Annotated in this window: 23 protein-coding genes; 4 read left to right on the top strand and 19 right to left on the bottom strand. The window is 61.6% G+C overall.

Annotated elements, in window-relative coordinates:
• Window positions 1-32: 32 nt before the first annotated feature.
• Window positions 33-1406, bottom strand: coding sequence for an endonuclease/exonuclease/phosphatase family protein (locus tag KYK33_RS15870; RefSeq protein ID WP_224431150.1), 1374 nt, complete (start codon window positions 1404-1406; stop codon window positions 33-35).
• A gap of 346 nt (window positions 1407-1752) precedes the next feature.
• Here KYK33_RS15870 and KYK33_RS15865 point away from each other — a divergent pair, with 346 nt between their 5' ends.
• A complete protein-coding gene (locus KYK33_RS15865; protein ID WP_042040929.1) occupies window positions 1753-2691 on the top strand; it encodes a L,D-transpeptidase family protein in 939 nt (312 codons plus the stop codon).
• Window positions 2692-2767: 76 nt separating this feature from the next.
• Here the strand turns inward: KYK33_RS15865 and KYK33_RS15860 are convergent, their stop codons facing one another.
• From KYK33_RS15860 to fldB, 4 genes are all read right to left on the bottom strand, one after another.
• Window positions 2768-3142, bottom strand: coding sequence for a VOC family protein (locus tag KYK33_RS15860; protein ID WP_042040928.1), 375 nt, complete (start codon window positions 3140-3142; stop codon window positions 2768-2770).
• 470 nt (window positions 3143-3612) lie between these two features.
• Window positions 3613-4953, bottom strand: coding sequence for a TldD/PmbA family protein (locus KYK33_RS15855; protein ID WP_224431149.1), 1341 nt, complete (start codon window positions 4951-4953; stop codon window positions 3613-3615).
• Entirely contained in the window at window positions 4953-6353 is a 1401-nt protein-coding gene (locus tag KYK33_RS15850) for a TldD/PmbA family protein (RefSeq protein WP_224431148.1), read from the bottom strand. Before KYK33_RS15850 ends, KYK33_RS15855 begins: the two co-directional genes overlap by 1 nt.
• Window positions 6354-6507: 154 nt before the next feature.
• Window positions 6508-7026, bottom strand: a complete 519-nt coding sequence (gene fldB, locus KYK33_RS15845) for a flavodoxin FldB (RefSeq protein ID WP_224431147.1) — start codon at window positions 7024-7026, stop codon at window positions 6508-6510.
• Between the two features lie 184 nt (window positions 7027-7210).
• Here fldB and xerD point away from each other — a divergent pair, with 184 nt between their 5' ends.
• Window positions 7211-8128, top strand: a complete 918-nt coding sequence (xerD, locus tag KYK33_RS15840) for a site-specific tyrosine recombinase XerD (protein WP_042040924.1) — start codon at window positions 7211-7213, stop codon at window positions 8126-8128.
• 1 nt (window position 8129) lies between these two features.
• Here the strand turns inward: xerD and KYK33_RS15835 are convergent, their stop codons facing one another.
• Both KYK33_RS15835 and mscL read right to left on the bottom strand, forming a co-directional pair.
• A complete protein-coding gene (locus KYK33_RS15835) occupies window positions 8130-9686 on the bottom strand; it encodes a sensor domain-containing diguanylate cyclase (protein WP_224431146.1) in 1557 nt (518 codons plus the stop codon).
• Window positions 9687-9844: 158 nt separating this feature from the next.
• Window positions 9845-10252 carry a large-conductance mechanosensitive channel protein MscL gene (gene mscL, locus KYK33_RS15830; RefSeq protein ID WP_042040923.1) on the bottom strand — a complete coding sequence of 136 codons (408 nt, stop codon included), beginning with the start codon at window positions 10250-10252 and terminating at the stop codon, window positions 9845-9847.
• Window positions 10253-10533: 281 nt separating this feature from the next.
• Between mscL and recJ the strand changes: the two genes are divergently transcribed.
• On the top strand, window positions 10534-12264 hold the full coding sequence (recJ, locus tag KYK33_RS15825; protein WP_224431145.1) for a single-stranded-DNA-specific exonuclease RecJ: 1731 nt from the start codon (window positions 10534-10536) through the stop codon (window positions 12262-12264).
• Window positions 12265-12363: 99 nt separating this feature from the next.
• Here recJ and KYK33_RS15820 read toward each other — a convergent pair whose 3' ends face one another.
• Complete coding sequence (locus KYK33_RS15820) at window positions 12364-12963, bottom strand: RBBP9/YdeN family alpha/beta hydrolase (protein WP_224431144.1); 600 nt, start codon at window positions 12961-12963, stop codon at window positions 12364-12366.
• A gap of 188 nt (window positions 12964-13151) precedes the next feature.
• On the opposite strand from KYK33_RS15820, the gene KYK33_RS15815 reads away from it, so the two are divergent.
• Window positions 13152-14228: a Gfo/Idh/MocA family oxidoreductase gene (locus KYK33_RS15815; protein ID WP_224431143.1), complete on the top strand. Its 1077-nt coding sequence runs from the start codon at window positions 13152-13154 to the stop codon at window positions 14226-14228.
• 119 nt (window positions 14229-14347) lie between these two features.
• Here KYK33_RS15815 and lipA read toward each other — a convergent pair whose 3' ends face one another.
• The 11 genes from lipA to nadD form a co-directional block, all read right to left on the bottom strand.
• Window positions 14348-15313: a lipoyl synthase gene (lipA, locus tag KYK33_RS15810; RefSeq protein ID WP_042040919.1), complete on the bottom strand. Its 966-nt coding sequence runs from the start codon at window positions 15311-15313 to the stop codon at window positions 14348-14350.
• A gap of 85 nt (window positions 15314-15398) precedes the next feature.
• Complete coding sequence (gene lipB / locus KYK33_RS15805; protein WP_042040918.1) at window positions 15399-16067, bottom strand: lipoyl(octanoyl) transferase LipB; 669 nt, start codon at window positions 16065-16067, stop codon at window positions 15399-15401.
• A 65-nt stretch (window positions 16068-16132) separates the two neighbouring features.
• On the bottom strand, window positions 16133-16396 hold the full coding sequence (ybeD, locus tag KYK33_RS15800) for a DUF493 family protein YbeD (protein ID WP_042040917.1): 264 nt from the start codon (window positions 16394-16396) through the stop codon (window positions 16133-16135).
• A gap of 335 nt (window positions 16397-16731) precedes the next feature.
• Entirely contained in the window at window positions 16732-17934 is a 1203-nt protein-coding gene (locus KYK33_RS15795; protein ID WP_224431142.1) for a D-alanyl-D-alanine carboxypeptidase family protein, read from the bottom strand.
• A gap of 207 nt (window positions 17935-18141) precedes the next feature.
• Complete coding sequence (locus KYK33_RS15790; RefSeq protein WP_224431141.1) at window positions 18142-19056, bottom strand: septal ring lytic transglycosylase RlpA family protein; 915 nt, start codon at window positions 19054-19056, stop codon at window positions 18142-18144.
• A complete protein-coding gene (gene mltB / locus KYK33_RS15785) occupies window positions 19001-19996 on the bottom strand; it encodes a lytic murein transglycosylase B (protein ID WP_396021401.1) in 996 nt (331 codons plus the stop codon). Before mltB ends, KYK33_RS15790 begins: the two co-directional genes overlap by 56 nt.
• Window positions 19997-20019: 23 nt before the next feature.
• The gene (gene rodA, locus KYK33_RS15780) at window positions 20020-21123 is read right to left on the bottom strand and encodes a rod shape-determining protein RodA (protein ID WP_224431140.1); all 1104 of its coding nucleotides are present in this window, start codon (window positions 21121-21123) and stop codon (window positions 20020-20022) included.
• The gene (gene mrdA, locus KYK33_RS15775; RefSeq protein WP_224431139.1) at window positions 21116-23053 is read right to left on the bottom strand and encodes a penicillin-binding protein 2; all 1938 of its coding nucleotides are present in this window, start codon (window positions 23051-23053) and stop codon (window positions 21116-21118) included. The genes rodA and mrdA overlap by 8 nt, the downstream gene beginning before the upstream one ends.
• Window positions 23054-23094: 41 nt before the next feature.
• Window positions 23095-23562, bottom strand: coding sequence for a 23S rRNA (pseudouridine(1915)-N(3))-methyltransferase RlmH (gene rlmH / locus KYK33_RS15770; RefSeq protein ID WP_005894642.1), 468 nt, complete (start codon window positions 23560-23562; stop codon window positions 23095-23097).
• Window positions 23563-23567: 5 nt separating this feature from the next.
• Entirely contained in the window at window positions 23568-23903 is a 336-nt protein-coding gene (gene rsfS, locus KYK33_RS15765) for a ribosome silencing factor (protein ID WP_042040911.1), read from the bottom strand.
• Between the two features lie 69 nt (window positions 23904-23972).
• Window positions 23973-24659 (bottom strand): nicotinate-nucleotide adenylyltransferase, encoded by a 687-nt coding sequence (gene nadD / locus KYK33_RS15760; RefSeq protein WP_224431138.1) that lies wholly within the window; start codon window positions 24657-24659, stop codon window positions 23973-23975.
• Window positions 24660-24711 lie beyond the last annotated feature (52 nt).

Here is a 24711-nt window from a genome sequence, read left to right as displayed (position 1 = left end):
GGCCCCGCTTTTCATTGAGTGGATCCCTTGGATCACTTGTCCAGTTCGACGTCCACCCACACCAGGCGGTGATCCGAGCTCACTCCCTTGGCGATGCCAAGCTTGGCGTCATACACCAGGTGGTAGCCGGGCTCGAAGCTGGCGGGCCAGAACACCCCTGAGGCGACCGCGTTGAGGTTGGCGGAGGGGATCAGGTGATCGAGCTGCAGGCCGCTGCTGCTGGTGATGCGCTCCGGGGTGGTGCGGTTGTTGTTGCGCTTGCACTGATCCGGCTGGCTGGCGAGGCACTCGGGGCCACCCTGGCTGACCGGGATCAGGGCGCCGTTGGTGACTGCCTGGTTGACCAGCACGTGGTTGTGCAAGTCCTGGATGGCACTGAGATCCCCGTCGCCGAGTTGGGGATCGGCGTTGAGATCCCCGGCGATGACGAAGCGAGCGCCCTCGGCCAAGCCACCCGCCTTACCCGCGTCATCCACCATGTAGCTGGCGGCTTCCACATAGTCCTGCCAGAAGGCGACCTCGGCCCTGTTGTGCTTGACGTTGTGGCGCGCCGCGTTGCCGAAGATGGGGGGCGTGGGGTGGGAGATGAGGAAGTGGATCACCTCCTCCTTGTTGCCCTGCTTGATGCGCACCGGCACGTCCGCGTGGTTCTTGGAGGAGAGCGGGAACTGCTCCCAGGCCGCGGCGTCATACCAGGCATCGCCGCACTGGCGACCGGCCGGGATCGGCGCCTTGGGATTGTTGCAGTCGTCGATGACGGGGTTGGCTTCGCCCGGCATGTCCTTCCACTTGAAGTGCTGGAAGGTGCGGATCTCCTTGGTGTCGATGGGGTACTTCGACATCACCGCGAAGGCGTACTGGCCGTGGTAGTTGCCAAAGCCCCAGGCGTCATCCGGCCCGCTGCTCAGCTTGCCGTCCAGATTGAGATCATGACCGCTCATCAGGCCGGTGTTGGTGGCAAAATTCTGCAGCACCGGGTAGCTGATGGCGGTCACTTCGCCGTGCTGGGCATGGGCCAGGTAGTTGTCGTTGAACGCCTTCAGATCGGCCGTGCTCTCGCCCTTGCCGTCGTTGTCGAATTCGTTGAGCAGGAACACATCCGGGCGGGTGCGCTGCACTATCTCGGCGATATTGCGGATCTGCTGCACGTTTTTGGCCTGGGTTATCTCGGCCTTGCCGAGGCTGGTGTCGCCGTCCTGGTAGCGGGCCAGCAGGGCGTCCTGGGCGGCGCGGTCCAGGGCCAGTTCGCCGGAGAGCATGCCGGGGGCGGTGCGATCAAACGACAGATTGAAGGTAGCGAAGCGAACCATGGGATCGGGGGCCTTGGAGTCATTGTTGCTGTTACAGCCTGCCAGTAATCCGAGGGAAATGGCGGCGGCCAGTAGGGTTTTATTGAGGTTTTTCATTATATTTTCCGTAGCGTCAATAGGTTAGCGCCTTTTTTTGGCGCTGGCATTATAAGGCGCAAGGAGGAAGGTTGGGTGTCGATTGACCTCGGTTGTGAGCCACTTCACAGGCCGGGAAATAGCAGCAACCTTAAGCGGGATCCCACTGTTCATGGAATAGTCAGCCAAAGGGCAGTAGGGTAAATGATTAAATAGTGTCAAAGCGGGGCCTTTGAGTGATAAATCCCCCGTCTGGACGTTGAAATTTGTGTCACGGCAGGGAAGAATGCGCACCAAGGGTGCTGGCAGCTCATGATGAGCGTGCACCTTCCCCAGATCAGGTCACAGAAACACCTATAGGAATTGTATGAACGCCTTTAGTACCACGGTTCGCGTCGCCGCCTCGGCCCTCTTGTGCAGCCTGACACTGGTCAGCCAGCAAGCCGCCGCTGTTGAATATGCTCTGCCTACCGCCAAGAGCCGTTTGATCGGTGAAAATCAGGAGTACGTGGTGCCGGCGGACAACCGCCCCCTCGAACAGATCGCCGCCGACTTCCAGTTGGGGCTGACCAACATCATGGAAGCGAACCCCGGCGTGGATCCCTTCCTGCCCAAAGCGGGCAGCACCCTGGTGATCCCTCATCAGCTGATACTGCCGGATGCGCCCCGTGAGGGCATCGTCATCAACGTGGCCGAGATGCGTCTCTACTACTACCCCAAGGGCAAGAATGTGGTGCAGGTGTTGCCGATAGGCATAGGCCAGCTTGGGGTCAATACCCCGGAAAACTGGGTCACCAAGGTGGAGCGCAAGCGTGCCAACCCGACCTGGACGCCGACCGAGAACATCCGTCGCCGTTATGCCGCGCAAGGCAAGACGCTGCCCGCTGTCTGGCCGGCCGGCCCGGATAACCCCATGGGTCTGCATGCCCTCTATATCGGTAACCTGTACGCCATCCACGGTACCAACGCGACCTTCGGCATCGGCCTGCGGGTGAGCAGTGGTTGCGTCCGTCTGCGTGCCGACGACATCAAGTACCTGTTTGACAAGGTACCGGTCGGTACTCGCGTGCAGTTCGTCAACCAGCCGGTCAAGGCCACGGTCGAACCCGATGGCAGCCGTTACATGGAAGTCCATGAGCCGCTGTCGCGCAGCGAGGCCGAGTTCAACTCCAATACGCCGGTCCCCCTCAAGCTGACGGCCCCCATCAGCCGTTTCGTCGCTCATGCCGAGAACGATTCCAAGATGGTGAAAGAGGCTCTGGAGCAGCGTTCCGGCCTGCCGACTCGCCTCAACCCCGAGGTCTGATGGTCTCATTGAGAGTGTCAGTCTAGAGAACGGCGACCCCTGGGTCGCCGTTGTTGTTTCTATGGCAGCCATTGGATCAGGATGCCGGGGGCGCATAGAGCGCCAGTCGATTGCCTTCGGTGTCCTCGATAATGACCCGGGAGCCGTGACCGCTGCCGATGCCGTGCAGAGGTGCCAGGACTCGCCCGCCGAGCCGGGGAACCATGAGTTCGGCCTCTTTCAGCCTGTCTCCGAGGGAGAGATAGATGAGGGGGCCACTGCCGCCGGGCTGGTGGTATTCATCCATGGGGCCGAGACAGGCCGCTGCATTATTGCCGTCGTGGCGCAGCATGGCGAAGCGTATCTCCTCCTGTTGTGCCGTGACCGGCACGTCGAGCAGGGCCGAGTAGAAGGCCATGGCGCGGTCCAGATCCCGGGTTGGAATGTCGGCCCAGACTAGCGTGTTGTCCATCTTGCATTCTCCAGACGTTTCCGGCCGATGCGACCGGTGGCTCTTAGAGGTTAGGAGGGGAGAATAAGGGGCGCCATCAATGAAAAAACGGCGCCATCAGGCGCCGTTTTGGCGTGGGGGAGAGCAGCAATTTCTGCACTGTATACAGTCAGTTACCTTCGAGGTTCAGGCCACCGCCCCCTCTCTGTGCTGGCATACAGCGGCTCTTCTTGTCCGAAGGGCTCACTTGCCGGCGATGCTCAGCCCGCCGAAGCGGATGAATGATGGCGCGTAGAAGACTTTGCCATCATTTCCTGTGTCAGCGGGCTATTTCCCGGCGATATTCAAGCCGCCGAAGTGGATGAATGATGGTGCGTAGGAGCCTTTGCCATCGGGTCAAACGCACCGCTTATTTCCCGGCGATGCTCAGCCCGCCGAAGCGGATGAATGATGGTGCGTAGGAGCCTTTGCCATCGGGTCAAACGCACCGCTTATTTCCCGGCGATGTTCAAGCCGCCGAAGCGGATGAGCGGCGCGTAGAAGCCTTTGCCATCGTCGTGGTGCAGCAAGTCGCCGACCGCTTCCAGCTCCCCGAGCAGGCGGTAGAAGTTGCCCGCCACCGTGATGCCGCGTACCGGCGCGATGCGAACCCCGTCCCGACACAGGAAGCCCGAGGCGCCAAACGAGAAGTCACCGCTCACCGCATCGGCCCCCGAGTGCAGGCCATCGAGCTTGACCAGTTCCAGATACTCGCCTGTTTGTACCTCGGTCTCGCTGTGGGGGCCTGTGCCAAACACCAGATGGCGCGGGCTGACATCCAGAGCGCTGCGGGCGCTGCGTGATGCGGCCCCATTGCTCTGGATGCCGAAGTGGTGCGCCGTGACACTGTTGTGGAGCAGGGTTTTCAGCTCCCCCTCGCCAATCAGCAGCAGATCGGTGCTGGGGGCTCCCTCACCGTCGAAGGCCTTGATGTTCATGCCCCCCGGCATATAGACCCGGCTCTCCAGGGTGAGCCAGCGCGACGCCACGCTCTGCCCTACTTTGTTGCGCCAGGGGTTGATCCCCTGCTGGGCCCATTTGCCAGACAGCGCCGACTGGAAGCAGCCAAACAGGCTGGCCAGGCAGTTGGTGCTGAACAGGGCGCTGTAGCGGCCGCTCGGCACGGGGTCCCCCATCAGCAGCCCCTCAGCCACGGCATACACCTGTTCGATGAGGGTACGGCTGTCGAGTTCGTCGAAGCGGCGGCCGTACTGTCCCTGATAATGCATGGACTGGCGCCCTTCACGCTCAACCAGCGCCGAGGTGTAGCAGCCGACGCTGAACTCGCTGTGCTGACAGAGGGTTCCCAGGCTGTTGGCGAGCCAGAGGCGGCTCTCCCCCTCGAACAGGCTGTTGTAGGGCGCACCTGTCACATCCGGCAGGGCCAGCATGTCCGCCTCGAGGCGCAGGGCCAGGGCTATCTTCTCTTCCACCGGGGTGCGATCGGGTTGATGGATCTCGGCGCAGTCGGTATTGAGCTGGCTGTCGGCCACCCGAATCGCCTGATCTGCATCCACCTTGGCGAAACGGCTGGCGTCGAGGGCATCTTGCAACATGGCATCGAGGGCGGCCTCATCCAGGGATTCCGAATAGGCGATGCCGACCCGGCCATCCTTGATGAGACGCAGGCCAAGCTGCTGACTGCTGGTGACCTTGTATTCACCAAGCTCCCCCTTGTCGGCCTTGAGGGAGAACGCCTTGTCCTGATTGGCGATGATATCCGCCTCGGCATTGATATCGGCCACTTTCTCCAGCAGGCGGCTGAGCAGAGTATTCATATCGAGTGTGCTCATCAGGCGTTCCCTCCCACTAAGATGTTATCCACTTTCAAGGCTGGCTGGCCGACCGAGGTGGGCACTGAGCCCGAGACGGAACCACACATGCCCGCGGCCAGGGCCAGGTCGCGGCCGACCATGGAGATCTCCTTGAGCACCTGGGGGCCGGTGCCTATCAGGGTGGCCGATTTGAGCGGCCGGGTGATCTTGCCGTGCTCGATGAGGTAAGCCTCCTGCACGTTGAAGTTGAACTCGCCGGTGCCAGGTTGCACCGAGCCGCCGCCCATCTTCTTGGCATAGATGCCGTGTTCCACCGTGGCCAGCATCTCGTCCAGGCTGTGATTGCCCGCTTCGATAAAGGTGTTGCGCATGCGCGAGGCGGGGGCGAAGCGATAGGATTCGCGTCGCCCTGAGCCGGTGCGGGCATGGCCGGTCTTGAGCGCCCCCATGCGGTCGACCAGGAAGCCGGTCAGTACCCCATCCTTGATGAGCTGGGTGTGCTGGGTCGCCATGCCTTCATCATCGACGTTGATGGAGCCCCAGGCGTTGCCTTGCAAGCCTTCGTCCACGGCGCTGACCGCCGGATTGGCGATGAGCTGGCCCATCTTGTCGTGAAACACCGAGGCCTTCTTGGCGACCGAGGTGGTCTCCAGCAGGTGGCCACAGGCCTCGTGGAAGATGACGCCGCCAAAGCCGCTCTCCATGATGACCGGCAGGGTACCGCTCGGGCAGGGCGCTGCGCCGAGTTTTACCAGCGCCTGACGGGTGGCGGTGAGCGCCAGCTCGCGGGGATCTATGCTGGCCGCATGCTCCCAGCCCATGAGGGCACCGGGGGCCTCGTAGCCCATGGTCTGCTCGCTGCCCTGGGCGGCGATGGCCTGGGCCATGATGCGGTTGTAGTGGCGACGATCCCCCACCTGCAACCCTTCGCTGTTGAAGATCTCCACCTCCTGCTCCCAGCCCATGGCATTGGCGGAGAACTGGCTCAACTTGTCACTCTCGCTGCGGGCGGCGGCATCCATGGCATGCAGATAAGCGATTTTCTGCTCCAGCAGCTTGTCCGCCGACAGCGGCAGGGCGATGGGATGGTGATCGGTCAAACGGGTGAAATCGAAGGCGGTGGCGGTCACCACAGGATCCCGTCTGTCTTTTGCCGCCAGCAGACTGACGATGCGCAGCAGCTCATCGCGGCTGGCCAGATTGGTGTAGCCGTAGAGCACCTTGTGGCCATAGCACAGGCGCACGCCTATGCCAAAATCGAGGCCGCCACTGATATTTTCTATCTGGCTCGACAGCAGGCTGATCTGGCTGCGGCGCTTGCGCTCCACAAACAGCTCGGCGAAGTCGGCCCCCAGCGCCAGGGCGTGATCGAGCACGTCGCGGGCGATGGCGGGGGCCAGGAGGGAGATTTGGATCATAGAATTTCCTTTTCTGGTCTATTCCTGTTTGCTTCCAGCGCCCTGATTTTTAGGATTATGTTGGGCGCAGGTAAACATTGTTACAGACCAGTGTGCAAAAGTCGCTAGGCCGAACCCGATGACGACAATAGAAAATATGAGGGGAAGGGCAGGCTTACAGCAGTTCCTGGATCTCATTGAGGATCTGTTCGACCCACTGTTCGAGTCGCTCATCGGTCTGGTCATACTGGTTGGCGTCATCGAGGGCCAGGCCGACGAAGTGGCGACCGTCGTCGATGAGTGCCTTGGAGGCCTCGAATTCGTACCCTTCATTGGGCCAGTAACCCACCAGCTTGACTCCCTTGGGCAGCAGCTGATCGTGGAGCAGGCCGAGGGCATCCTGATACCAGTCGCCGTAGCCGAGCTGATCGCCCATGCCGAACAGGGCGATGATGCGCCCCTCGAGGTCGAGCCCGGCGATGTCATCCCAGCTGGATTCCCAATCTTCCTGCAACTCGCCGAAATCCCAGGTGGAGATGCCGAGGATCAGGATCTCGTAATCCTGCATGCGTACCATGGGCACGTCTTTGATGTTGTGGATGTCGACCAGCTCCGGGCCCAGCAGGGCACGGATCTTCTCGGCGGCCATCTCGGTGTAACAGGTGGTGGAACCGTAAAACAGACCTATCTTCATCGCTCTTCCAGCCAGCTCAAGGTAAGGGGGCAAGTTTACCAGAGAGTGGCCGCCGCTTCCCAGTCTGGACGGGCCTTGATCCCTCGCCATATCAGGGCGTCTGATCCGACACTCGCAGCCCGGCTTGTGTGGCGGCCCCGACTTGGCGTTAGAATGGCAACCTGTTCGTCAACCCGGCCGCCCCATGACCAAGCAAACCGTCAAGTCCGCCCACTCTCCGCACCCCCTGATCGAGCAGTTCCTCGACGCGCTCTGGCTGGAGCGGGGCCTGTCTGACAATACCGTGGCCTCCTACCGGGTCGATTTGAGCAAGTTCGCCCATTGGCTGGATGCGCAGGGCAGCGCCCTGCTGCTGGCGGGGATGGCCGAGATCCAGCACTACCTCGCTTGGCGGGTGGATCAGGGCTTCGCCCCCAGCAGCACGGCGCGCTTTCTCTCCGCCTTGCGCCGCTTCTATCAGTATCTCAACCGGGAGAAGCTGCGCAGTGACGATCCGACCGTCTTGCTGGAGGGGCCCAAGTTGCCCAAGAAGCTCCCCTCAGACCTGAGTGAGGGGCAGGTTGGCACCTTGCTCGATGAGCCTGATGTGGAGGATCCCCTTGAGCTGCGGGACAAGGCGATGCTGGAGCTGCTCTACGCCACTGGCTTGCGGGTCTCGGAACTGGTGGGATTGACCGCCGAACACCTGAGCCTGCGCCAGGGGCTGGTGCGAGTGGTCGGCAAGGGTAACAAGGAGCGGCTGGTGCCCATGGGGGAGGAGGCGGTGCATTGGCTCGAGCGTTATTATCGTGCCTCGCGCCCCCTGCTGCTCGGCGGGGTGAGCTCGGATGTGGTGTTCCCTTCCAAGCGGGCGCAGATGATGACCCGCCAGACCTTCTGGCATCGCATCAAGCTCTACGCCCTGCGCGCCGGCATTGCCGGGGAGCTGTCACCTCACACCCTGCGTCACGCGTTCGCCACCCATCTGCTCAACCACGGTGCCGACTTGCGGGTGGTACAGATGCTGCTGGGGCACGCGGATCTCTCCACCACCCAGATCTACACCCATGTGGCGAATGAACGACTCAAGGCGCTGCATGGTGAGCATCACCCCCGTGCCTGATTCAATGTGAGCTGACTTCTGCCAACTGGTTCTTGCCATTGGCTTTGGCCTGGTAGAGCGCATCATCCACCTGTTGCAACAGCGCTTCCCAGGCTTGCCCCTGCCAGGCTCCGAGACCAGCGCTGAAGGTGACGGATAGTGCAGGTTCACGCCATACCAGCGTGCTGACTGCTGTTCGCCACGCTTCCATCAGCAGCTTGGCCTCCAGCAGTGACTCCTGCTCGAAGATGACGATCAGCTCCTCGCCACCATAGCGGCACAGGGTCCCCCCCTGGGGCAGGATCTCCTGTCCCAGGGCCGACACGCGCTTGAGGACCGCATCTCCGGTCGGGTGGCCGAAGCTGTCATTGATCGACTTGAAATTGTCGAGATCGACCAAGGCGAGTACGAAGGGACGCTGCTCGTCATGAAGCCGACGCATTTGGTTATCGAAATAACGGCGATTGTAGAGGCCGGTGAGCGCATCTCGATTCGCCTTGTCGGCCACCTTGTCCATCTTGGCCGTCATCCGGTTGAGTTCATCTTCCAGCTCCTCAACCCCTTTGATACTGGGCAGGATAACCTGTTTGCCGGGAGGCGTGACTCGCATCAGGCGCACGACCTGGATGAGCTGGGTGATGATCTGTTCAATTTTGTTCTTGAAGATGACGGCCACCAGGCCAAACAGCAGTAGGGAGAGCAGCAACATGACAATGACTGTGGTGATGAAACCCTTGTTGATGTTATTGGTCAGGCTGAGGGGGAGCTGAGTCACCAGGATCCAGTTGGGGTGCCCCTCAATGCTGCCGAAGGTGACGAGGTTATTCTCATCATCGAGGAACTGGCCATCCAACCCTTCTAACTGCACCAGCATCTTGGGGTCGGCGGGGCTGTTGATGAGAGAAGCGTCGCTGTGAGCGATCAGGATCCCGGTCTGGGTATCGACCAGCATCATACGGGCCCCGTTGGCCAGTTTGGTGTGTTGCTGAAAGATAAGACTCCACTCCTGCAGTGACACATCGAGGGCGACTACCCCATCAATTTCTCCGTCGGGAGCGAGCAAGGCCTTGGAGACCGATATGACCGGGATCTTGGTCAAGGCATCGCTATAAGGATTCCCCCACACCGGTGTATTAGGCAGCTCAAGGGCAACCTGATACCAGGGGCGCCGGGTGGGCTGGTAGTCGTCGGTGAGCAGCAAGGTGGGATAGGAGAAGAAGCTGCCCTGATGACTGCTGTAGTAGATGTGCTTTATCAGGGGGGAGGGATAGCTAAGAGCGCGCCAGCGCTGGGCCAGCTCTTCTTTTTCTGCATTGGAGAGCCGATTTCCTCTTTTTGTCTTGTGCAACTGCTCTCCCGCCATATTGAGCTGGGCGACCAGCATGGTGCTCTGGCGGGCTATGTCTTGAACCATGATCTGGCTGGTCGCCTTGAGTGTCGCCTGGAGAAGATTGGACTGGGTGAGTTGATTGAAATAGAAGAGACCGCCACTGATCAGCAGCATGGGGATGGCCAGGATGATGAGATAATAAGTGACAAACTGATGGTAACTGTTTGTGGGTTTGCTGGGGGAGGTCATGGCATTCCTGAAAGGTTCTGGGCCGAAACAGGCTGACCGACCAGTCTACGTGGCGGGATCCCTCAAGGCAAATGATTGATCTGTCATTTGTATATTCATTTGGGTTTATGCCGAGAAGGGGGCCCTCCTCGGCGTGGTTGCGGGGGCTTGCCGGAGAGTTATTGCTGCTTGTTCTTGAGCAGATCGCGGATCTCGCTCAGCAACTCTTGATCCTTGGTCGGCGCGGCTGGTGCCGCTGGCGCTTCCTCGGCTTGTTTCTTCATGCTGTTCATGGCCTTGACGCCCATGAAGATGGCAAAGGCGATGATCAGGAAGTCGATGATGGTCTGGATAAACTTGCCATAGGCGATCACCACGGCGGGGGTCTCTCCCTCGGCCGCCTTGAGCACCACGGCCAGATCGCTGAAATCGACCCCGCCCAGGATGATACCTATGGGGGGCATGATGATGTCACCGACGAACGAGGAGACTATCTTGCCGAAGGCGGCACCTATGATGATACCGACGGCCATGTCGATCACGTTGCCACGGGCGGCAAAGGCCTTGAATTCCTGGATCAGGCTCATTGAAATCTCTCCAAATGGGTAAAGTTGCACAAAGTTATTAGTCATGGAGTGAGGGCTGAGTACAGGCTGCGCCTACACCCATGAGCCATCTCTGCTAGCTTGATGTGACTGAGCCCAATTGGCAACCTGAGCGGGCAAAATTTCTGTTAACGATCAGTTATTAATGGGATTCGTAATAAGATCCCGAATGATGGAATTTGCCTATCGGGGGCAGGAGTGCGATCCTTGCCACCTGTTTTCGGCCTCTGCCACCGTGTTGATTAACCCCATTGGATAGCCCCATGTCCCTGCAAATTCGTCGTCGTCCCCGGGTGGATGATGCTCATCTCCCCGATACCCTGCATCCCTTGCTGCGTCAAATCTTCGCCAGTCGCGGGGTGGAGGATCCCGCCCTGCTGGAGCGCAGCGCCAGCCAGCTGCTGCCGCCCCAGCGGCTGTTTGGCATGGAGCAGGCGGTGCCGCTGCTGGCCGGGGCGCTGACTGCCCAGAAACGCATCCTCATCGTCGGCGACTTCGACTGCGACGGCGCCACCAGCTCGGCCCTGTGCGTGCTGGCGCTGCGGGCCATGGGAGGGCAGAGTGTCGATTTCCTGGTGCCCAACCGCTTCGAGTTCGGTTATGGCCTCACCCCGGAGATCGTCGCGCTGGCGGTGGCTCGCGGCGCCGAGTTTCTCATCACAGTGGATAACGGCATCTCCAGCATCGCCGGGGTGGCCGCCGCCAAGGCCGCCGGGATGCAGGTACTGGTCACCGATCATCACCTGCCGGGTCATGAGCTGCCTGCTGCCGATGCGATAGTGAACCCTAACCAGCGTGGCTGCGATTTTCCCTCCAAGTCCCTGGCCGGGGTGGGGGTGGCCTTCTACCTGATGGCGGCCCTCAACACCCATCTGCGCCAGAGCGGCTGGTATGAGCGACTCGGCATTCGTCCCCCCAACGTGGCGGACTATCTCGATCTGGTGGCGCTTGGCACAGTCGCCGACGTGGTGGCGCTGGATGGCAACAACCGTATCCTTGTCCATCAGGGGCTGCAGCGGATCCGGGCCGGTCGCTGCCGCCCCGGCATCCAGGCGCTGGTGGACGTGTCGGGCCGCGATGGTCGCCGCCTGTGCGCCGCCGATCTCGGCTTCGCCCTGGGGCCTCGCCTCAATGCGGTGGGCCGGCTGGATGACATGTCCCTCGGGGTCGCCTGTCTGCTGAGCGATGACATCAATCTGGCGCGTCAGCTTGCGGCGGAGATGGACAGCCTCAACCAGGAGCGCAAGGAGATAGAGCAGGGCATGCAGCAGGAGGCGCTGGCCACCCTGGAGCAGATCCGTTTTCGCGACGGCGAGGTGCCCAGCGGCATAGTGCTGCACAGGGACGAGTGGCATCAGGGGGTGGTGGGCTTGGTGGCCTCCAAGATCAAGGAGAAGTACTACAGACCGGTGATCGCCTTCGCCGAAAGCAGCGACACCGAGCTCAAGGGCTCCGGCCGCTCCATCCCCGGGGTGCACTTGCGCGATGCCCTCGAGCTGCTCGATACCCGCCATCCCGGTCTGATGGGCAAGTTTGGCGGCCACGCCATGGCGGCGGGGCTGACGCTGCCCAAGGCCAATATAGAGGCGTTCGGCCGGGCGTTTGAGGCGGTCATCGCCGAGCTGGTGACCCCGGAGCTGCTGACCGGGGTGCTGCTCACCGACGGCGAGCTGCTGCCCGACGAGCTGAGTCTGGAGCTGGCGGAGCTGATCCGCGCCTCGGGCCCCTGGGGCCAGGCCTTCCCGGAGCCGCTGTTCGATGGCGAGTTCGTGCTGGTCCAGCAGCGGCTGGTGGGGGAGAAGCACCTCAAGATGATGCTGACCACGGATTCCGGCCATGCGGTAGATGCCATTGCCTTCGGGGTGGATCTCAAGCGCTGGCCCGATGCCTCGGTCAAACGGGTGCGGCTGGTCTACCGGCTCGATGTCAACGAGTGGCGCGGCAACCGCAGCGTCCAGCTGCTGGTGGAGCATCTGGAGGCCGCCGGTCTCTAGTCTTGCCGCTTCAAACGTCACGCAAGCCAACGGCCACCCTCGGGTGGCCGTTTTGTCATCGAAAGTTATCGAAATCTACCGACAATGACAGCCATGCCATCAACCTGCCTTAAGCGTCCCTTGGACATCACCCAGGGCACTGACCATACCCATCACTTGTTCATAGGCGAGGGGCAACTCGGTGAAACCCTCCCGGTCGAGGAAGTGTCCCCCTTGCTCGATCAGATGCAAAGGAGCCTGGAGCCGCTGGGCCAGACGCGCCGAGTAGGGCTGGGGCACTATGGCATCATCCATGGAGGCGATCAGGGCGCAATGGTGCAGGCGAGCACGAAGCTCGGCAAGGGGCAGCGACTGGGCGACGAAGGGGGTCAGCTCGGGCAGGGTCGCGAGGGGCTCATCAAAGCCACTGACCAGCAGCAAACCGCCGAGGTGATGCGTCGCGGTTTGTTGATGCAGGTAACGCAGGGCCGCGATGCAGCCCAGGCTGTGGCCAACCAGTATGGTGCTGCCATCTGCTTCTCCGATACGCTGGGCCAGATAAGCATCCCAGGCGGCAGGCGCCGGGGTATGGGGATCCGGCATGGCCAGCACAGTGACCTGCACCCTCTGCTCTTCGAGCCGGGTGGCGAGCCAGGGAAACCAGTTGGCCTGGGGGGATGCCGTGTAACCATGGATGATGAAGACCTTGACCGGGGACATGAGCAGCTCCTGAATGCGGCGGGAAAGTCGGCATCATAGCCTCTGCCCGAAGGAACAGGAATGCTCGAACGGGGCCTTGTCGTTGCCTCCAGACGCCTGCGCCGAGTCAGGTCCGCGGGATTCATTGCTCTGGATCAGGCCAGGTCAAGGCCAGTGGCGCTAGATTGAATCTATTTGGAGAGAAGCTGATGCAAATTGGATTCGTCGGCCTGGGCGCCGTGGTGGAAACCGCTTATCTGCCAGCCCTCAAGCGGCTCACCATACCGGGCCTAGATCTGTGGGGCCATGACGTGGATCCCGCTCGGCAGTTGATGGGCATTCATGGCCTGCCGAGTCTGGGAGCCTTGCTGGCCAAGCCGCTGGATCTGTTGTTCATTACCACTCCCTCCCTCGTTCATCTGGAGACCCTGCAGGCAGCCCTGGCTAGCGCAATACCGCTATTGGTGGTGGAAAAACCCCTGGTTGCCCGTCTGGATCAGCTTGGGGAGATGGAGGCGCTGCTGGCCGACGCTGCCCAGGCCGGGCGAGTGCTGGCCCTGGATCACTGGATGGCACGCCGTGGGATCCAGCAACTGCTATCGGGGCAACTTGGCGCGCATTGGCAGGCAGAGGATCCGGCGCAGGCGGATCTTCCTGATTTCACTGGTGCTCGACTTGTGCTGCTGGAGGGCTATCTGCAAGAAGCCAGTGGCAGGGACGATCAGGGGCAGCCCATCGCCCTCAACTTTGCCACGGGAGAAGCGGATCGCCGGGCGCTGCGCCATCCCGATGGGGTCATCCTCGACATAGGCACCCATGTGCTGACTCAGGCCAGAGAGCTGGTGGCGGCGCTTGGGGAGGATGAATCCCTGCAACTGAAAGCCCGTGGCGTGACAGACCGGCTGGGCCAGGCCATAGCCCGAGGCGACCTGCACAGCGCCGAAGGGCGGGCCGAACTGCTTGGCTCCCTGGGATCCATACCGCTTCATATCTGGCTCGACAAATACGCCGGCCCTGCCGGGGGACAGAAGGGGATCCGGGCCTCTCTGGCAGATGGTCGGCAAATCAGCCTGGATCGCTGTGGCAGCGAGGAGCGGCTCACCTTGACTCAGGGAGCCGTCAGCCGCAGTTGGCGCCTGAGCGGCCCTCTCTATGATCACTGTCTGGCCGACTTGCTGACGGGTGAGGGCATTGGCAAGGCGGAGCGTATTGCGTTGACCCGGCGCCGCCTGGCCGAGGTCAGGGCCCTGCTTGAGCTGCAACAACAGGTGCGGGGCCCTCATTGAGCCAAGCCTACAGCAGACCCGGCATGGCGCTCGACCTATTACAGCCTTGATTGACCGATAAAAGAAGAGCGCCCTGAGGCGCTCTTCTTGTTGGCAGATGCATGGGGATGCAAGGGCGATTATTTGACCTCTTCGCCCTTGGCTTGCAGGTCTGCGTGGTAAGAGGAGCGCACGAAGGGACCGCAGGCGGCGTGGGAGAAGCCCAGATCCATGGCGACGTCTTTGAGCTCGTCGAACTCTGCGGGCGGCACGTAGCGCTTCACCGGCAGGTGGTGGCGGCTCGGCTGCAGATACTGGCCCAGGGTCAGCATGTTGACGCCGTGCTCGCGCAAGTCCTTGAGCACCTGGACTATCTCTTCGTTGGTTTCGCCAAGACCCATCATGACACCGGACTTGGTCGGTACATGGGGGTGCATCTCCTTGATACGGCGCAGCAGCTCCAGGGACCACTTGTAGTCGGCACCGGGGCGGGCGACCCGGTACATGCGCGGGGCGGTTTCCAGGTTGTGGTTGAACACGTCCGGCGGGGTCTCGCGGAACACGTCCAGGGCCTGCTCCATCCGGCCACGGAAGTCCGGGGTCAGGATCTCGATGCGGGTCTGGGGGCTGTGCTCACGGATCTGCTTGATGCAGTCGGCGAAGTGCTGGGCACCGCCGTCACGCAGGTCATCGCGGTCCACCGAGGTGATGACCACGTATTTCAGCCCCATCTCCTTGATGGTGAGGGCCAGTTTCTGCGGCTCGTCGGGATCCAGTGCCAGTGGGCGGCCGTGGGCCACGTCGCAGAAGGGGCAACGACGGGTGCAGATGGCGCCCATGATCATGAAGGTGGCGGTACCGTGGTTGAAGCACTCGGCCAGATTGGGGCAGGAGGCCTCTTCGCATACCGAGTGCAGCTTGTTTTTACGCAAGGTGCTCTTGATGTGCTCAATCTTCTGGCTCGAAGGCGGCAACTTGATGCGCATCCAGTCCGGTTTGCGCAGCACTTCTTCGGTGGGATCCGGCATGAATTTCACCGGGATCAGGGCCATCTTGTCGCCATCGCGCAGCTTGACGCCCGGCTCCATACGAACTGGTTTGCTCATGATTCACTCTCGGTGTTTGTTACTGTCAGGTTGATGGCCGAAGGGGGCATCTTGATGTTCCCATCGCCGCAGGGCAGGAAACGACTCATGCTGCTTGCTCGACATGGGTAATGGTCTGATAGCCGATCAGGCTGGCCAGGGCGTCGATAAGCGGCACCGCCGCGTCGGCGACGCTCAAAGGGCCGCCCAGGGCACTGGTTTGAGCCATCGGCATGCCTGCATAACCACAAGGGTTGATCCGCAGGAAGGGGCTCATGTCCATGTTGACGTTGAGGGCCAGGCCATGGAAGGAGCAGCCGCGCCGAATGCGCAGTCCCAGGGAGGCGATTTTGGCCTCGAAACCGGCTTGCTGCACATAGACACCGGGGGCATCCGCCTTGGCATAGGCGGCGATATCGCTCAGGGCCAGGGTCGATATGATGGCCTGCTCCAGGGCGGTCACCAGCTCGCGCACCGACAGCTTGCAGCGGCGCACGTCCACCAGCACATAGAGCACCAGCTGGCCGGGGCCATGATAAGTCACCTGGCCACCGCGATCGCTCTGCACCACAGGAATGTCGCCGGGGGCGAGCAGATGCTCGGCCTTGCCGGCCTGTCCCTGGGTGTAGACGGGCTCATGCTCCACCAACCAGAACTCGTCAGGGGTGTCGCCATCGCGGCCGTCGGTGAACGCCTTCATGGCGTCCCACACGGCCTGATAGGGGCTGCGACCCAGGTGTCTGATCAGCAGGTGACGTTGTGCTGGGCTGGACATGGTTTCCTCACGGGCAGGGCACGACAAAAAATTCGTCGCCCTCAGGGGGCGACGAAGGCATGAGGTTACAGAACGTAGCGAACCAGCTCTATGTTACCCAAGGCGGTATACATGGCTTCGACATGTTCTTTGCTCTGGGCGGTAACCGTCACCCTTACAGAGTGATAATTGCCTTTGGAGCTGGGTTGGACGACGGGGCTGTAAGTGCCCGGCGCATGCTGCTGCAGCACTTGGACAACCTGATCCGGCAGGGCGGGATCGGCGACACCCAGTACCTTGAAGGGGAACTTGCAGGGGAACTCCAGCAGTTCATCAAACTTGGTATTCATTGACTCACCTTTTGTGTCATCAGGGATGACTCTCTCATGTAGCTCATTGCCCTTGGCCTAGACGGCCGCCAGTACAAGTCTATATGGGCATGGCCCAGACCGGGATCAAGACCCGGTTTCGTGCGACAAGACATGGAGGTGCTGCTTTTTACCACAAATCCCGGGGCGGCGGAACCTGCAGATTGCAGGGTTATTCGCTAGTGGCTGTCAGCGAGACAGTAACGGCGCCTGATGGCGCCGTTACTTGACAACATTTTACCCTGCTTGTCCGGCGTCAGCTGGTCAGCTGCCGGGCCATGACTTAGGCCTCGCAGGCTGACGCACTTAGCCGAGCCTTACTTGAACCAGCTGGTCACCAGCAGGACGACATAGTCCCACAGACGGCTCATCAGGCCACCCTCTTGCACATCTTCCAGGGCAACCAGGGGCACTTGCTTGATCTCTTTGTCACCCTGCTTGAGGAAGACGGTCCCGACTTTTTGTCCCTTGGTCAGCGGTGCCTTCAGCTCGCTGTCGAGCTGGAAGTCCGCTTTCAGATTGTTGGCCTGACCGCGGGTCACCACCACAGAGACATCCTGATCAACCCCCAGCTTCACCTCCGGCTTGTCACCCATCCAGATCTTCTGGCTCACCAGCTCGGTACCCGCTTTATAGGGGGTGGCGCTTTGGAAGAAGCGGAAGCCGTAGGTGAGCAACTTCTTGCTCTCGGCGGCGCGGGAGGCCTCGCTGTTGGCACCGAATACCACGGCGATGAGGCGCATGCCCTCATTGTTGGTGGCGGAGGAGACCAGGTTGTAACCGACCTGGCTGACGTGGCCGGTCTTGATGCCATCGACCTGCAGGGATTGATCCCACAGCAGGCGGTTGCGGTTGTGCTGAGTGATACCGTTGAACACGAACGACTTCTGGGAGTAAATCTTGTACTCCTCCGGCAAGTCGCGGATCAGGGCCTGGCCCAGGCGCGCCATGTCGTGGGCGGTACTGTAGTGCCCCTCGGCATCCAGACCATGGGGGTTCATGAAGTGGCTGTCGTTCATGCCAAGCTTGGCGGACCAGGTATTCATCAGGCTGGCGAAGGAGTCGGTGCTGCCTGCCAGGAATTCGGCCATGGCGACACAAGCGTCATTGCCGGACTGGATGATAATGCCCTTGTTGAGATCGTCGACGGAAACCTGTTTGCCAACCTCGATAAACATCTTGGACGAATCGGAGTAGTTCTTGGACCAGGCGTTTTGGCTGATGGTCACCATGTCGGTGCGCTTGATATTCCCCTTGAGCAGCTCCTGACCAATGATGTAGGAGGTCATCATCTTGGTCAGACTGGCAGGCGGCAGGCGCTCTTCGGCATTCTCCTCGGCGAGGATCTGACCACTGGCGTAGTCGATCAGGATATGGGCCTTGGCCGAAATGGTCGGCGCGGCGGGCACTACCACCGGCATGCTGTTGGGGGTGGGCAGTGCATCCGGCACCGGGGTATTGGCCTGGGCGGTTGCGCTGATCAGGGCGGCGAGGATAACTGAATGAGAAAATTTGGACATCGTGAAAATTCCTGCGGGCCTGGTCGGGGGGTGACCCCTGGTAAATGTAAATGAAAAAGCGGGGCTAACTATACCAGAAGCGCGCAGCGGTTATAGTCCGGCATGGCGATCGGGGGGGATTTTTTAACAATCCAGCTCAGCAAACGCGTCGTAATCAGGCGCGCCCCGCCTTGCTGTGGTCGCGGGGGAGGGCCTGAAACGAGCGCATCAGGGGAGCAAGAAAGCCTGTTCGAATCCTGAGCTGCGTAACTGTTGCAGCAACTCAGCCTGCTTGGCCGCAGGGATGGGGCCCAGCAGCACGCGAAAGACGTGGCCGGCGGCCTCAATCTGATGAGGTACCCCATATTGTTTGCCGAGGCTCTCGGCCAGGCTCTGGGCCCGCTGCTGGGACCCGCTGGCGAGCACCTGCATCCGCTTGTCAGACCCTGTCGCCGGGGTGGCCGCAGTGCTGGCCACAGGTGTCTGGGCCTTCACCGCCGGTTTGGCTGGGGGCGCGACTGGAGGCTTGGCCGCTATCAGGGGCTCGGGGACCTGGGCCGCGAGGGTGTCCGTCATGGGAATGTCTGCCACCCGTTCAATCTGTTGATCCGGGGTATCGGTGATGAGATCCAGCCTGACTCGCGCCGTGCCGTTATCGACCATGCCGAGTTGATGGGCGGCGGCATGGGAGAGGTCGATGAGTCGTGATGGCGTGAAGGGACCACGGTCGTTGACCCGCACTATGGTCTCTTTGCCATTGTCGAGGTTGGTGACCCGCACATAGCTCGGCAGCGGCAGGTTGCGGTGGGCCGCACTGAACTGGCTGCTGTCCATGATGTCGCCGTTGGCGGTCTTGTTGCCGTCGAGTCCCTGGTCGAGCCAGCTGGCGGAGCCCTCCTCGCTGTAGTCCTTGATGTCGCGCCACACCTGATACTTCTGCTTGCCTACCCAGTAGTCGCGGTTGCCGCTCGCGCTCAGGGGCTCATGGCGCGGTATGGCGCCAGTGGCCTGGGGGAACTCGATGACCGGCGGTTTCTCCACCTGTACTGGGGGGGAAGGGGGGGCCGGGGGCTGCTCGGGTTGGCTGCTACAGGCGGCCAGCAACAAGGTCAGGCTGAGAAGGAGGGCTTGGTTGTGCTGCATAGGCATCCTGAATGGCTTGGCTGAGTTGATAGACCGCCATGCCGTACAAGGGGCTGCGGTTGTAGCGATTGATCACGTAGAAATTGTGGCGGGCGACCCAGTAGCTGGGGCCGTCCGCCTTATCGAGGGCCAGCAGACGGACCCTGGTATTGGCATCCGGTGGCGTGGCGAGGCGCAGCCCGGCATCAGACAGGGTCTGCCATGGCAGGGTTGGTTCGGGGGCCTTGCCTATCAGAGACTCGGCGACCGGCAGGGTCGCCTCGGCGGGCTCGACCACGGGCTCCTGCCAGCGCCAGCCATGCTCGGCAAAATAGTTGGCCACGCTGCCGATGGCATCGGCCTTGTTGCCGAACAGATCCCGCTTGCCGTCACCATCAAAATCCACGGCATAGTGGCGATAGCTGGAGGGCATGAATTGACCCATGCCCATGGCGCCCGCGTAGGAGCCCTTGAGGGTCTGGAGGGACAATCCCTCCTCCTGGCCGAGTAGCACCAGCTGGGCAAATTCCTTGGCGAAAAAATCGGCCCGTTCCGGGTAGTAGAAACCCAGGGTATAGAGACTGTCGAGTACCCCGTGGCGGCCCATCTGCTTACCGTAGGCCGTTTCTACCCCCAGGATGGCGGTGATGAGGGCGGCGGGGACTCTGTAAGTCTGTTCCGCCTGGCTGAGCTGCGTGTGGTTTTCTTGCCAGAAGCGCACACCGGCCTGAATGCGTTGTTCGGTGACGAACAGCGCTCTGTACTGATACCAGGGCTTGGCCTCCCAGGGGCGCTGCATCAGCGCCAGTATCTCGGGATTGAGTCGGGCGGCCCCGGCGGCAGCCTGCAAGTCGGCCAGAGGAACGGCCTGACGTTCGGCCAGGGTGGTGAGGGTGGCCATGCTCGGCGGCGCAGTGGCGACGGGAGCCGCCATGGTTGGCAAGGTCACTGCCAGCAACAGCAGGCGGGAGGCGCGCCGCAGCATCAGGCCAGCAGCCTTCTGTGAGTCTGAATGGACATCAGGATGCCGAAGCCGGCCATCAGGGTCACCATGGAGGTGCCGCCGTAACTCACCAGCGGCAGCGGCACGCCGACCACCGGCAGTATGCCGCTGACCATGCCCATGTTGACGAACACATAGACGAAGAAGGTGAGGGTCAGGGCGCCGCCAAGCAGGCGTTCGAAGCTGCTCTGGGCCTGCATCGAGATATAGAGGCAGCGGCTGATGATGTAGAGATAGAGTGCGAGCAGCAGCGCGACGCCCACCAGGCCGAACTCCTCGCTGAATACCGCGAAGATGAAGTCGGTGTGGCGCTCTGGCAAAAATTCCAGCTGGGATTGGGTGCCCTGCAGCCAGCCCTTGCCAAAGACGCCGCCGGAGCCGATGGCTATCTTGGACTGGATGATGTGGTAGCCGCGGCCGAGGGGGTCTTTCTCCGGATCGAGCAGCATCAGCACCCGCTGACGCTGGTAGTCGTGCATCAGGAAGAACCAGAGTACCGGCATGAAGGCCGCCGCCAGCAGCGCGGCCAGTCCGATGAGCCACCAGCTGATCCCCGCCAGGAAGATGACGAAGAAGCCGGAGGCCGCCACCAGGATGGAGGTGCCAAGATCGGGCTGGGCCGCGATGAGCAGGGTCGGCAGCAGCACCATGATCAGGGCGACTATCACGTGGCTGAGTTTGGGAGGCAGCGAATGTCGGCTGAGCCAGGTCGCCACCATGATGGGCATGGAGACCTTCATGACTTCGGAGGGTTGGAACTTCATGAAGCCGAGATCCAGCCAGCGCTGCGCCCCCTTGCCGATATGGCCAAAGACATCGACCGCGATCAGCATCAGCACCACCACGGCGAACACGGGGATGGCCCAGCGGGCATAGATAGTCGGTGGCAGCTGGGCCAGGGCCAGCATCAGCATGAAGGCGAGGCCGCCGCGCACCAGCTGGCGCACGATGGAGTCCATGTCCTGACCCGAGGCGGAGTAGAGCACCACCATGGAGAGGGCCATGAGGCAGAGCAGACCGATCAGCAGGGGCAAATCGATATGCAGCCGGTACCAGAGGCTGTTCTGGCGGGCCGAGTTACTCATGGGGGCTTACCTCTGTGGCGTTGGCATCGGTCGGTTTGGCTGCCGCCGCTTTGAGCGGGGCCGGGGGCAGTTCGGGCTCGGGGGGCAGCAGATAGGAGTCGAGCATCTGACGTGCCACAGGGGCTGCGTTCTTGCTGCCGCCACCGGCGTTCTCCAGCACCAGGGCCACCACGGCCTTGGGCGCCTCGAAGGGGGCATAAGCGACAAAGAGTGCATTATCCCTGTGCTCGACCTTGGTGGTGGCCGCGTTATAGATCTGGTTCTCCTTCAGACCGACCACCTGGGCCGTGCCCGATTTGCCACCGGAGACGTAGGCGGTATTGGCAAAGGCATGACGGCCACTGCCTTCCTTGCCCTGGTTGACCCGCCACATGCCCTGCTGGGCAACTTGCCAATAGCTGTCGCTCTTGGTCTTGAGCGCCACCTTGGTATTGATCGGCGCAGGCACCGAGCCATCCAGGGAGACGGTGCTCTTGAGCAGGTGCGGCGTCACGTCATGACCGTTCTGGGTCAGGATGCTGATCGCCTTGGCGAGCTGGATGGGCGTGGCACTCCAGTAGCCTTGGCCTATGCCGATGGAGATGGTGTCACCTTGATACCAGGGTTGGCGCCAGCGTTTCATCTTCCACTCCCGGGAGGGCATGACCCCTCGGGTCTCCTCGTAGAGATCGACGCCACTGTACTGACCGAAACCGAACTGGGTCATGTATTCGTGGATCTTGTCGATGCCGACCCGGTAGGCGAGATCGTAGAAATAGGTATCCGCCGACACTTCGATGGCGCGATACACATCGAGCCAGCCATGGCCCCAGCGGCGCCAGTCCCGGAACTTCTTGGTGGTACCGGGAATGGAGAAGGTGGGTCCGCCAAAGTAGCGGTATTGGGGGGTGATGGCCCCCTCGTTGAGCCCCATCACCGACATCATCGGCTTGACGGTGGAGGCGGGGGCATAGATGCCCTGGGTGGTGCGGTTGACCAGCGGGCGGGCCGGATCGTTGAGCAGACCCGAATAATTGGTGGTGGAGATGCCAGTCACGAACAGATTGGGGTCATAGCTCGGGCTCGACTCCATGGCCAGGATGGCACCGGTCTTGGGATCCATCATGACGATGGCCCCCCGCTGGCCAGCCAGCAGCTGCTGGGCACGTAGCTGCAGGCGGATGTCGATATTGAGGTAGATGTCCTTGCCGGGCTGGGGTGCCTGGAACTTGAGGGTACGCACCACCCGGCCACGGTTATTGACCTCGACCTCCTGGTAGCCGGCGACGCCGTGCAACTGATCCTCGTAGAACTTCTCCACCCCCTGCTTGCCGATATCCTTGGTGGCCGCGTAGTTGGCGAGTTTGTCCTCTTTATCGAGACGCTCCACATCCCGGGTATTGATCTTGGCCACATAACCCAGGGCATGGGTGAGGGTATCGCCAAAGGGGTAATAGCGCTTGAGGTAGGCCTCGATGCTGGCCCCCGGATAGTTGTGCTGATCGACGGAGAAGACCGCGACCTGCTTCTCGGTCAGCTTCTCATAGAGGGAGACGGGCTTGAAGCGACGCTGACGCTTGACCTCCGCCAGGAACTTCTCCTTGGTCCCTTCCGGCAGCCCGAGCAGGGCGATGAGTTCATCGGCCATCTTGTCGATGTCCCCGGCCTCTTCCGGCACGATTTCCAGGCTGTAGACCGGGCGATTTTCCGCCAGCAGCACGCCATTGGTGTCATAGATGAGGCCGCGCGGAGGGGCCACCGGCACGACCCTGATCCGGTTGTCATTGGAGCGGGTCTGGTAGGTGTCGAACGATTCTACCTGCAGGTAGTAGAGATTGCCGAGCAGCACCAGCATCAGGGCGACCATGCCCAGGTAGGCGACCAGGGTGCGACGGAAGAAGAGGTTGCCCTCTGCACTGTGATCGCGCATCTCGATGCGTTGTTTCAGCATGGGGATGCCTCAACCTTGGGGGGGAGCGAAAACATAAAGCGCTATTCCCTGTGATAAGGGTGGTTGGTGGTGATGCTCCAGGCCCGGTAAAGGCTCTCGGCCACCAAGACCCGCACCAGGGGATGGGGCAGGGTGAGTGGCGAGAGGGACCAGCTCTGCTCGGCAGCCGCCTTGCATTCAGGGGAGAGCCCCTCGGGGCCGCCTACCAGCAGGGCGACGTCGCGGCCATCCAGCTTCCAGGCTTCCAGCTGGCCTGCCAGCTGCTCCGTGGTCCAGGGCTTGCCGGGAATATCCAGGGTGACGAGGCGTGAACGACCCGCAGCGGCCAGCATGGCTTCCCCCTCCTTTTGCAGGATACGGGGGATGTCGGCATTCTTGCCGCGTTTGCCTGCGCTTATCTCGACCAGCTCAAATGGCATGTCTTTGGGAAAGCGGCGGCGGTATTCCTGGAAGCCGTGCTCGACCCAGGCGGGCATCTTGGTGCCCACGGCAATTAACTGAATCTTCATGGGGATCAGGCTTGTACCGGAGCACTGCCCCAGAGTTTCTCCAGTTGGTAGAAGTCGCGATACTCGTCTTGCATCACATGCACTATGACGGAGCCCAGATCGACCAGCACCCACTCGCCGGTCTGTTGTCCTTCCACGCTCAGCAGATTGAGCTTGGCATGGCGCGCCTCGCTCGCCAGGTTACTGGCGATGGCACAGACATGACGACTGGAGTTGCCGGAGCAGATGATCAGGGTATCCGTGATGGTGGATTGACCGCGCACATCCAGGGTAACGATGTCGCGGCCCTTCATGTCATCGATCTTGTCGATGATGAAGGCGTGCAGTTGTTGCTCTTGCAATAGTGTTTCTCCTCTGGATCCGGCGCGGCTTGCTTGGGCATGGGGCGGCGGATTATATCATGGGTGGCTTCATTTCCTACCAGGCTGGGTAGGGGAAGCAAGGGGGATCTTTGCGCTGGCGCGATAGAGCCCTTGTTGATCAATATAGTGCGCGACAGAGGCTGGCAACAGATAGCGGGGATCCTGTCCCTTGGCCAGCAACTCCCGCAGCGCCGTGGCAGAGAGATGGATGGGCAGGTTGTCTGCCAGCCAGATATGACCGGCCAGGTGCTGGTGCAGGGCACCGGGATCCCGAGTCTGATGGCGGGCCAGCAGCTCGGCCACCGGGGCGGGGTAATCCGGCTGCCAACCCGGGCGGCCGCTCACCACCAGATGGGCATGGTCGAGCAGTGCTTGCCAGCGATGCCAGCTCGGCAGACTGAGCAGGGAATCCATGCCCATCAGAAAGCAGAGCGGCGTGTCGGGCAGCTCGCTCCTCAGCTCGATAAGCGTCTCTATGGTGTAGGAGGGACGCTCTCTCCTCAGCTCCCGCTCATCGACCACAAACCCCGGATTCTCTGCCGCCGCCAGCCTGACCATGGCCAGGCGCTGCTCGCTCGAGCAGAAGGGGTTGGCCCTGTGGGGGGGGATATGGTTTGGAATGAGCCGGATCTCGGCCAGTGACAGCGCCTGTTGCGCCTCGATGGCTGGGCGCAGATGGCCGATATGAATGGGATCGAAGGTGCCGCCGAGCAGGCCGATAGCTGGATTCAACATGCTGCCCACCCCTGTGGCACTGTCCTGATCGTCGGGGGCCGATGACAAGTGG

This window comes from Aeromonas rivuli (assembly GCF_020149575.1).
Lineage (GTDB): Bacteria > Pseudomonadota > Gammaproteobacteria > Enterobacterales > Aeromonadaceae > Aeromonas > Aeromonas rivuli.
Note: the sequence above shows the minus strand (reverse complement) of the source record. Positions and strands in the feature narration are given on the sequence as shown.

What these genes read in the sequence shown, in the direction of transcription:
- KYK33_RS15870 (WP_224431150.1), bottom strand. Translation starts at nt 1,406, where the DNA reads ATGAAAAACCTCAATAAAACCCTACTGGCCGCCGCCATTTCCCTCGGA.
- KYK33_RS15865 (WP_042040929.1), top strand. Translation starts at nt 1,753, where the DNA reads ATGAACGCCTTTAGTACCACGGTTCGCGTCGCCGCCTCGGCCCTCTTG.
- KYK33_RS15860 (WP_042040928.1), bottom strand. Translation starts at nt 3,142, where the DNA reads ATGGACAACACGCTAGTCTGGGCCGACATTCCAACCCGGGATCTGGAC.
- KYK33_RS15855 (WP_224431149.1), bottom strand. Translation starts at nt 4,953, where the DNA reads ATGAGCACACTCGATATGAATACTCTGCTCAGCCGCCTGCTGGAGAAA.
- KYK33_RS15850 (WP_224431148.1), bottom strand. Translation starts at nt 6,353, where the DNA reads ATGATCCAAATCTCCCTCCTGGCCCCCGCCATCGCCCGCGACGTGCTC.
- fldB (WP_224431147.1), bottom strand. Translation starts at nt 7,026, where the DNA reads ATGAAGATAGGTCTGTTTTACGGTTCCACCACCTGTTACACCGAGATG.
- xerD (WP_042040924.1), top strand. Translation starts at nt 7,211, where the DNA reads ATGACCAAGCAAACCGTCAAGTCCGCCCACTCTCCGCACCCCCTGATC.
- KYK33_RS15835 (WP_224431146.1), bottom strand. Translation starts at nt 9,686, where the DNA reads ATGACCTCCCCCAGCAAACCCACAAACAGTTACCATCAGTTTGTCACT.
- mscL (WP_042040923.1), bottom strand. Translation starts at nt 10,252, where the DNA reads ATGAGCCTGATCCAGGAATTCAAGGCCTTTGCCGCCCGTGGCAACGTG.
- recJ (WP_224431145.1), top strand. Translation starts at nt 10,534, where the DNA reads ATGTCCCTGCAAATTCGTCGTCGTCCCCGGGTGGATGATGCTCATCTC.
- KYK33_RS15820 (WP_224431144.1), bottom strand. Translation starts at nt 12,963, where the DNA reads ATGTCCCCGGTCAAGGTCTTCATCATCCATGGTTACACGGCATCCCCC.
- KYK33_RS15815 (WP_224431143.1), top strand. Translation starts at nt 13,152, where the DNA reads ATGCAAATTGGATTCGTCGGCCTGGGCGCCGTGGTGGAAACCGCTTAT.
- lipA (WP_042040919.1), bottom strand. Translation starts at nt 15,313, where the DNA reads ATGAGCAAACCAGTTCGTATGGAGCCGGGCGTCAAGCTGCGCGATGGC.
- lipB (WP_042040918.1), bottom strand. Translation starts at nt 16,067, where the DNA reads ATGTCCAGCCCAGCACAACGTCACCTGCTGATCAGACACCTGGGTCGC.
- ybeD (WP_042040917.1), bottom strand. Translation starts at nt 16,396, where the DNA reads ATGAATACCAAGTTTGATGAACTGCTGGAGTTCCCCTGCAAGTTCCCC.
- KYK33_RS15795 (WP_224431142.1), bottom strand. Translation starts at nt 17,934, where the DNA reads ATGTCCAAATTTTCTCATTCAGTTATCCTCGCCGCCCTGATCAGCGCA.
- KYK33_RS15790 (WP_224431141.1), bottom strand. Translation starts at nt 19,056, where the DNA reads ATGCAGCACAACCAAGCCCTCCTTCTCAGCCTGACCTTGTTGCTGGCC.
- rodA (WP_224431140.1), bottom strand. Translation starts at nt 21,123, where the DNA reads ATGAGTAACTCGGCCCGCCAGAACAGCCTCTGGTACCGGCTGCATATC.
- mrdA (WP_224431139.1), bottom strand. Translation starts at nt 23,053, where the DNA reads ATGCTGAAACAACGCATCGAGATGCGCGATCACAGTGCAGAGGGCAAC.
- rlmH (WP_005894642.1), bottom strand. Translation starts at nt 23,562, where the DNA reads ATGAAGATTCAGTTAATTGCCGTGGGCACCAAGATGCCCGCCTGGGTC.
- nadD (WP_224431138.1), bottom strand. Translation starts at nt 24,659, where the DNA reads ATGTTGAATCCAGCTATCGGCCTGCTCGGCGGCACCTTCGATCCCATT.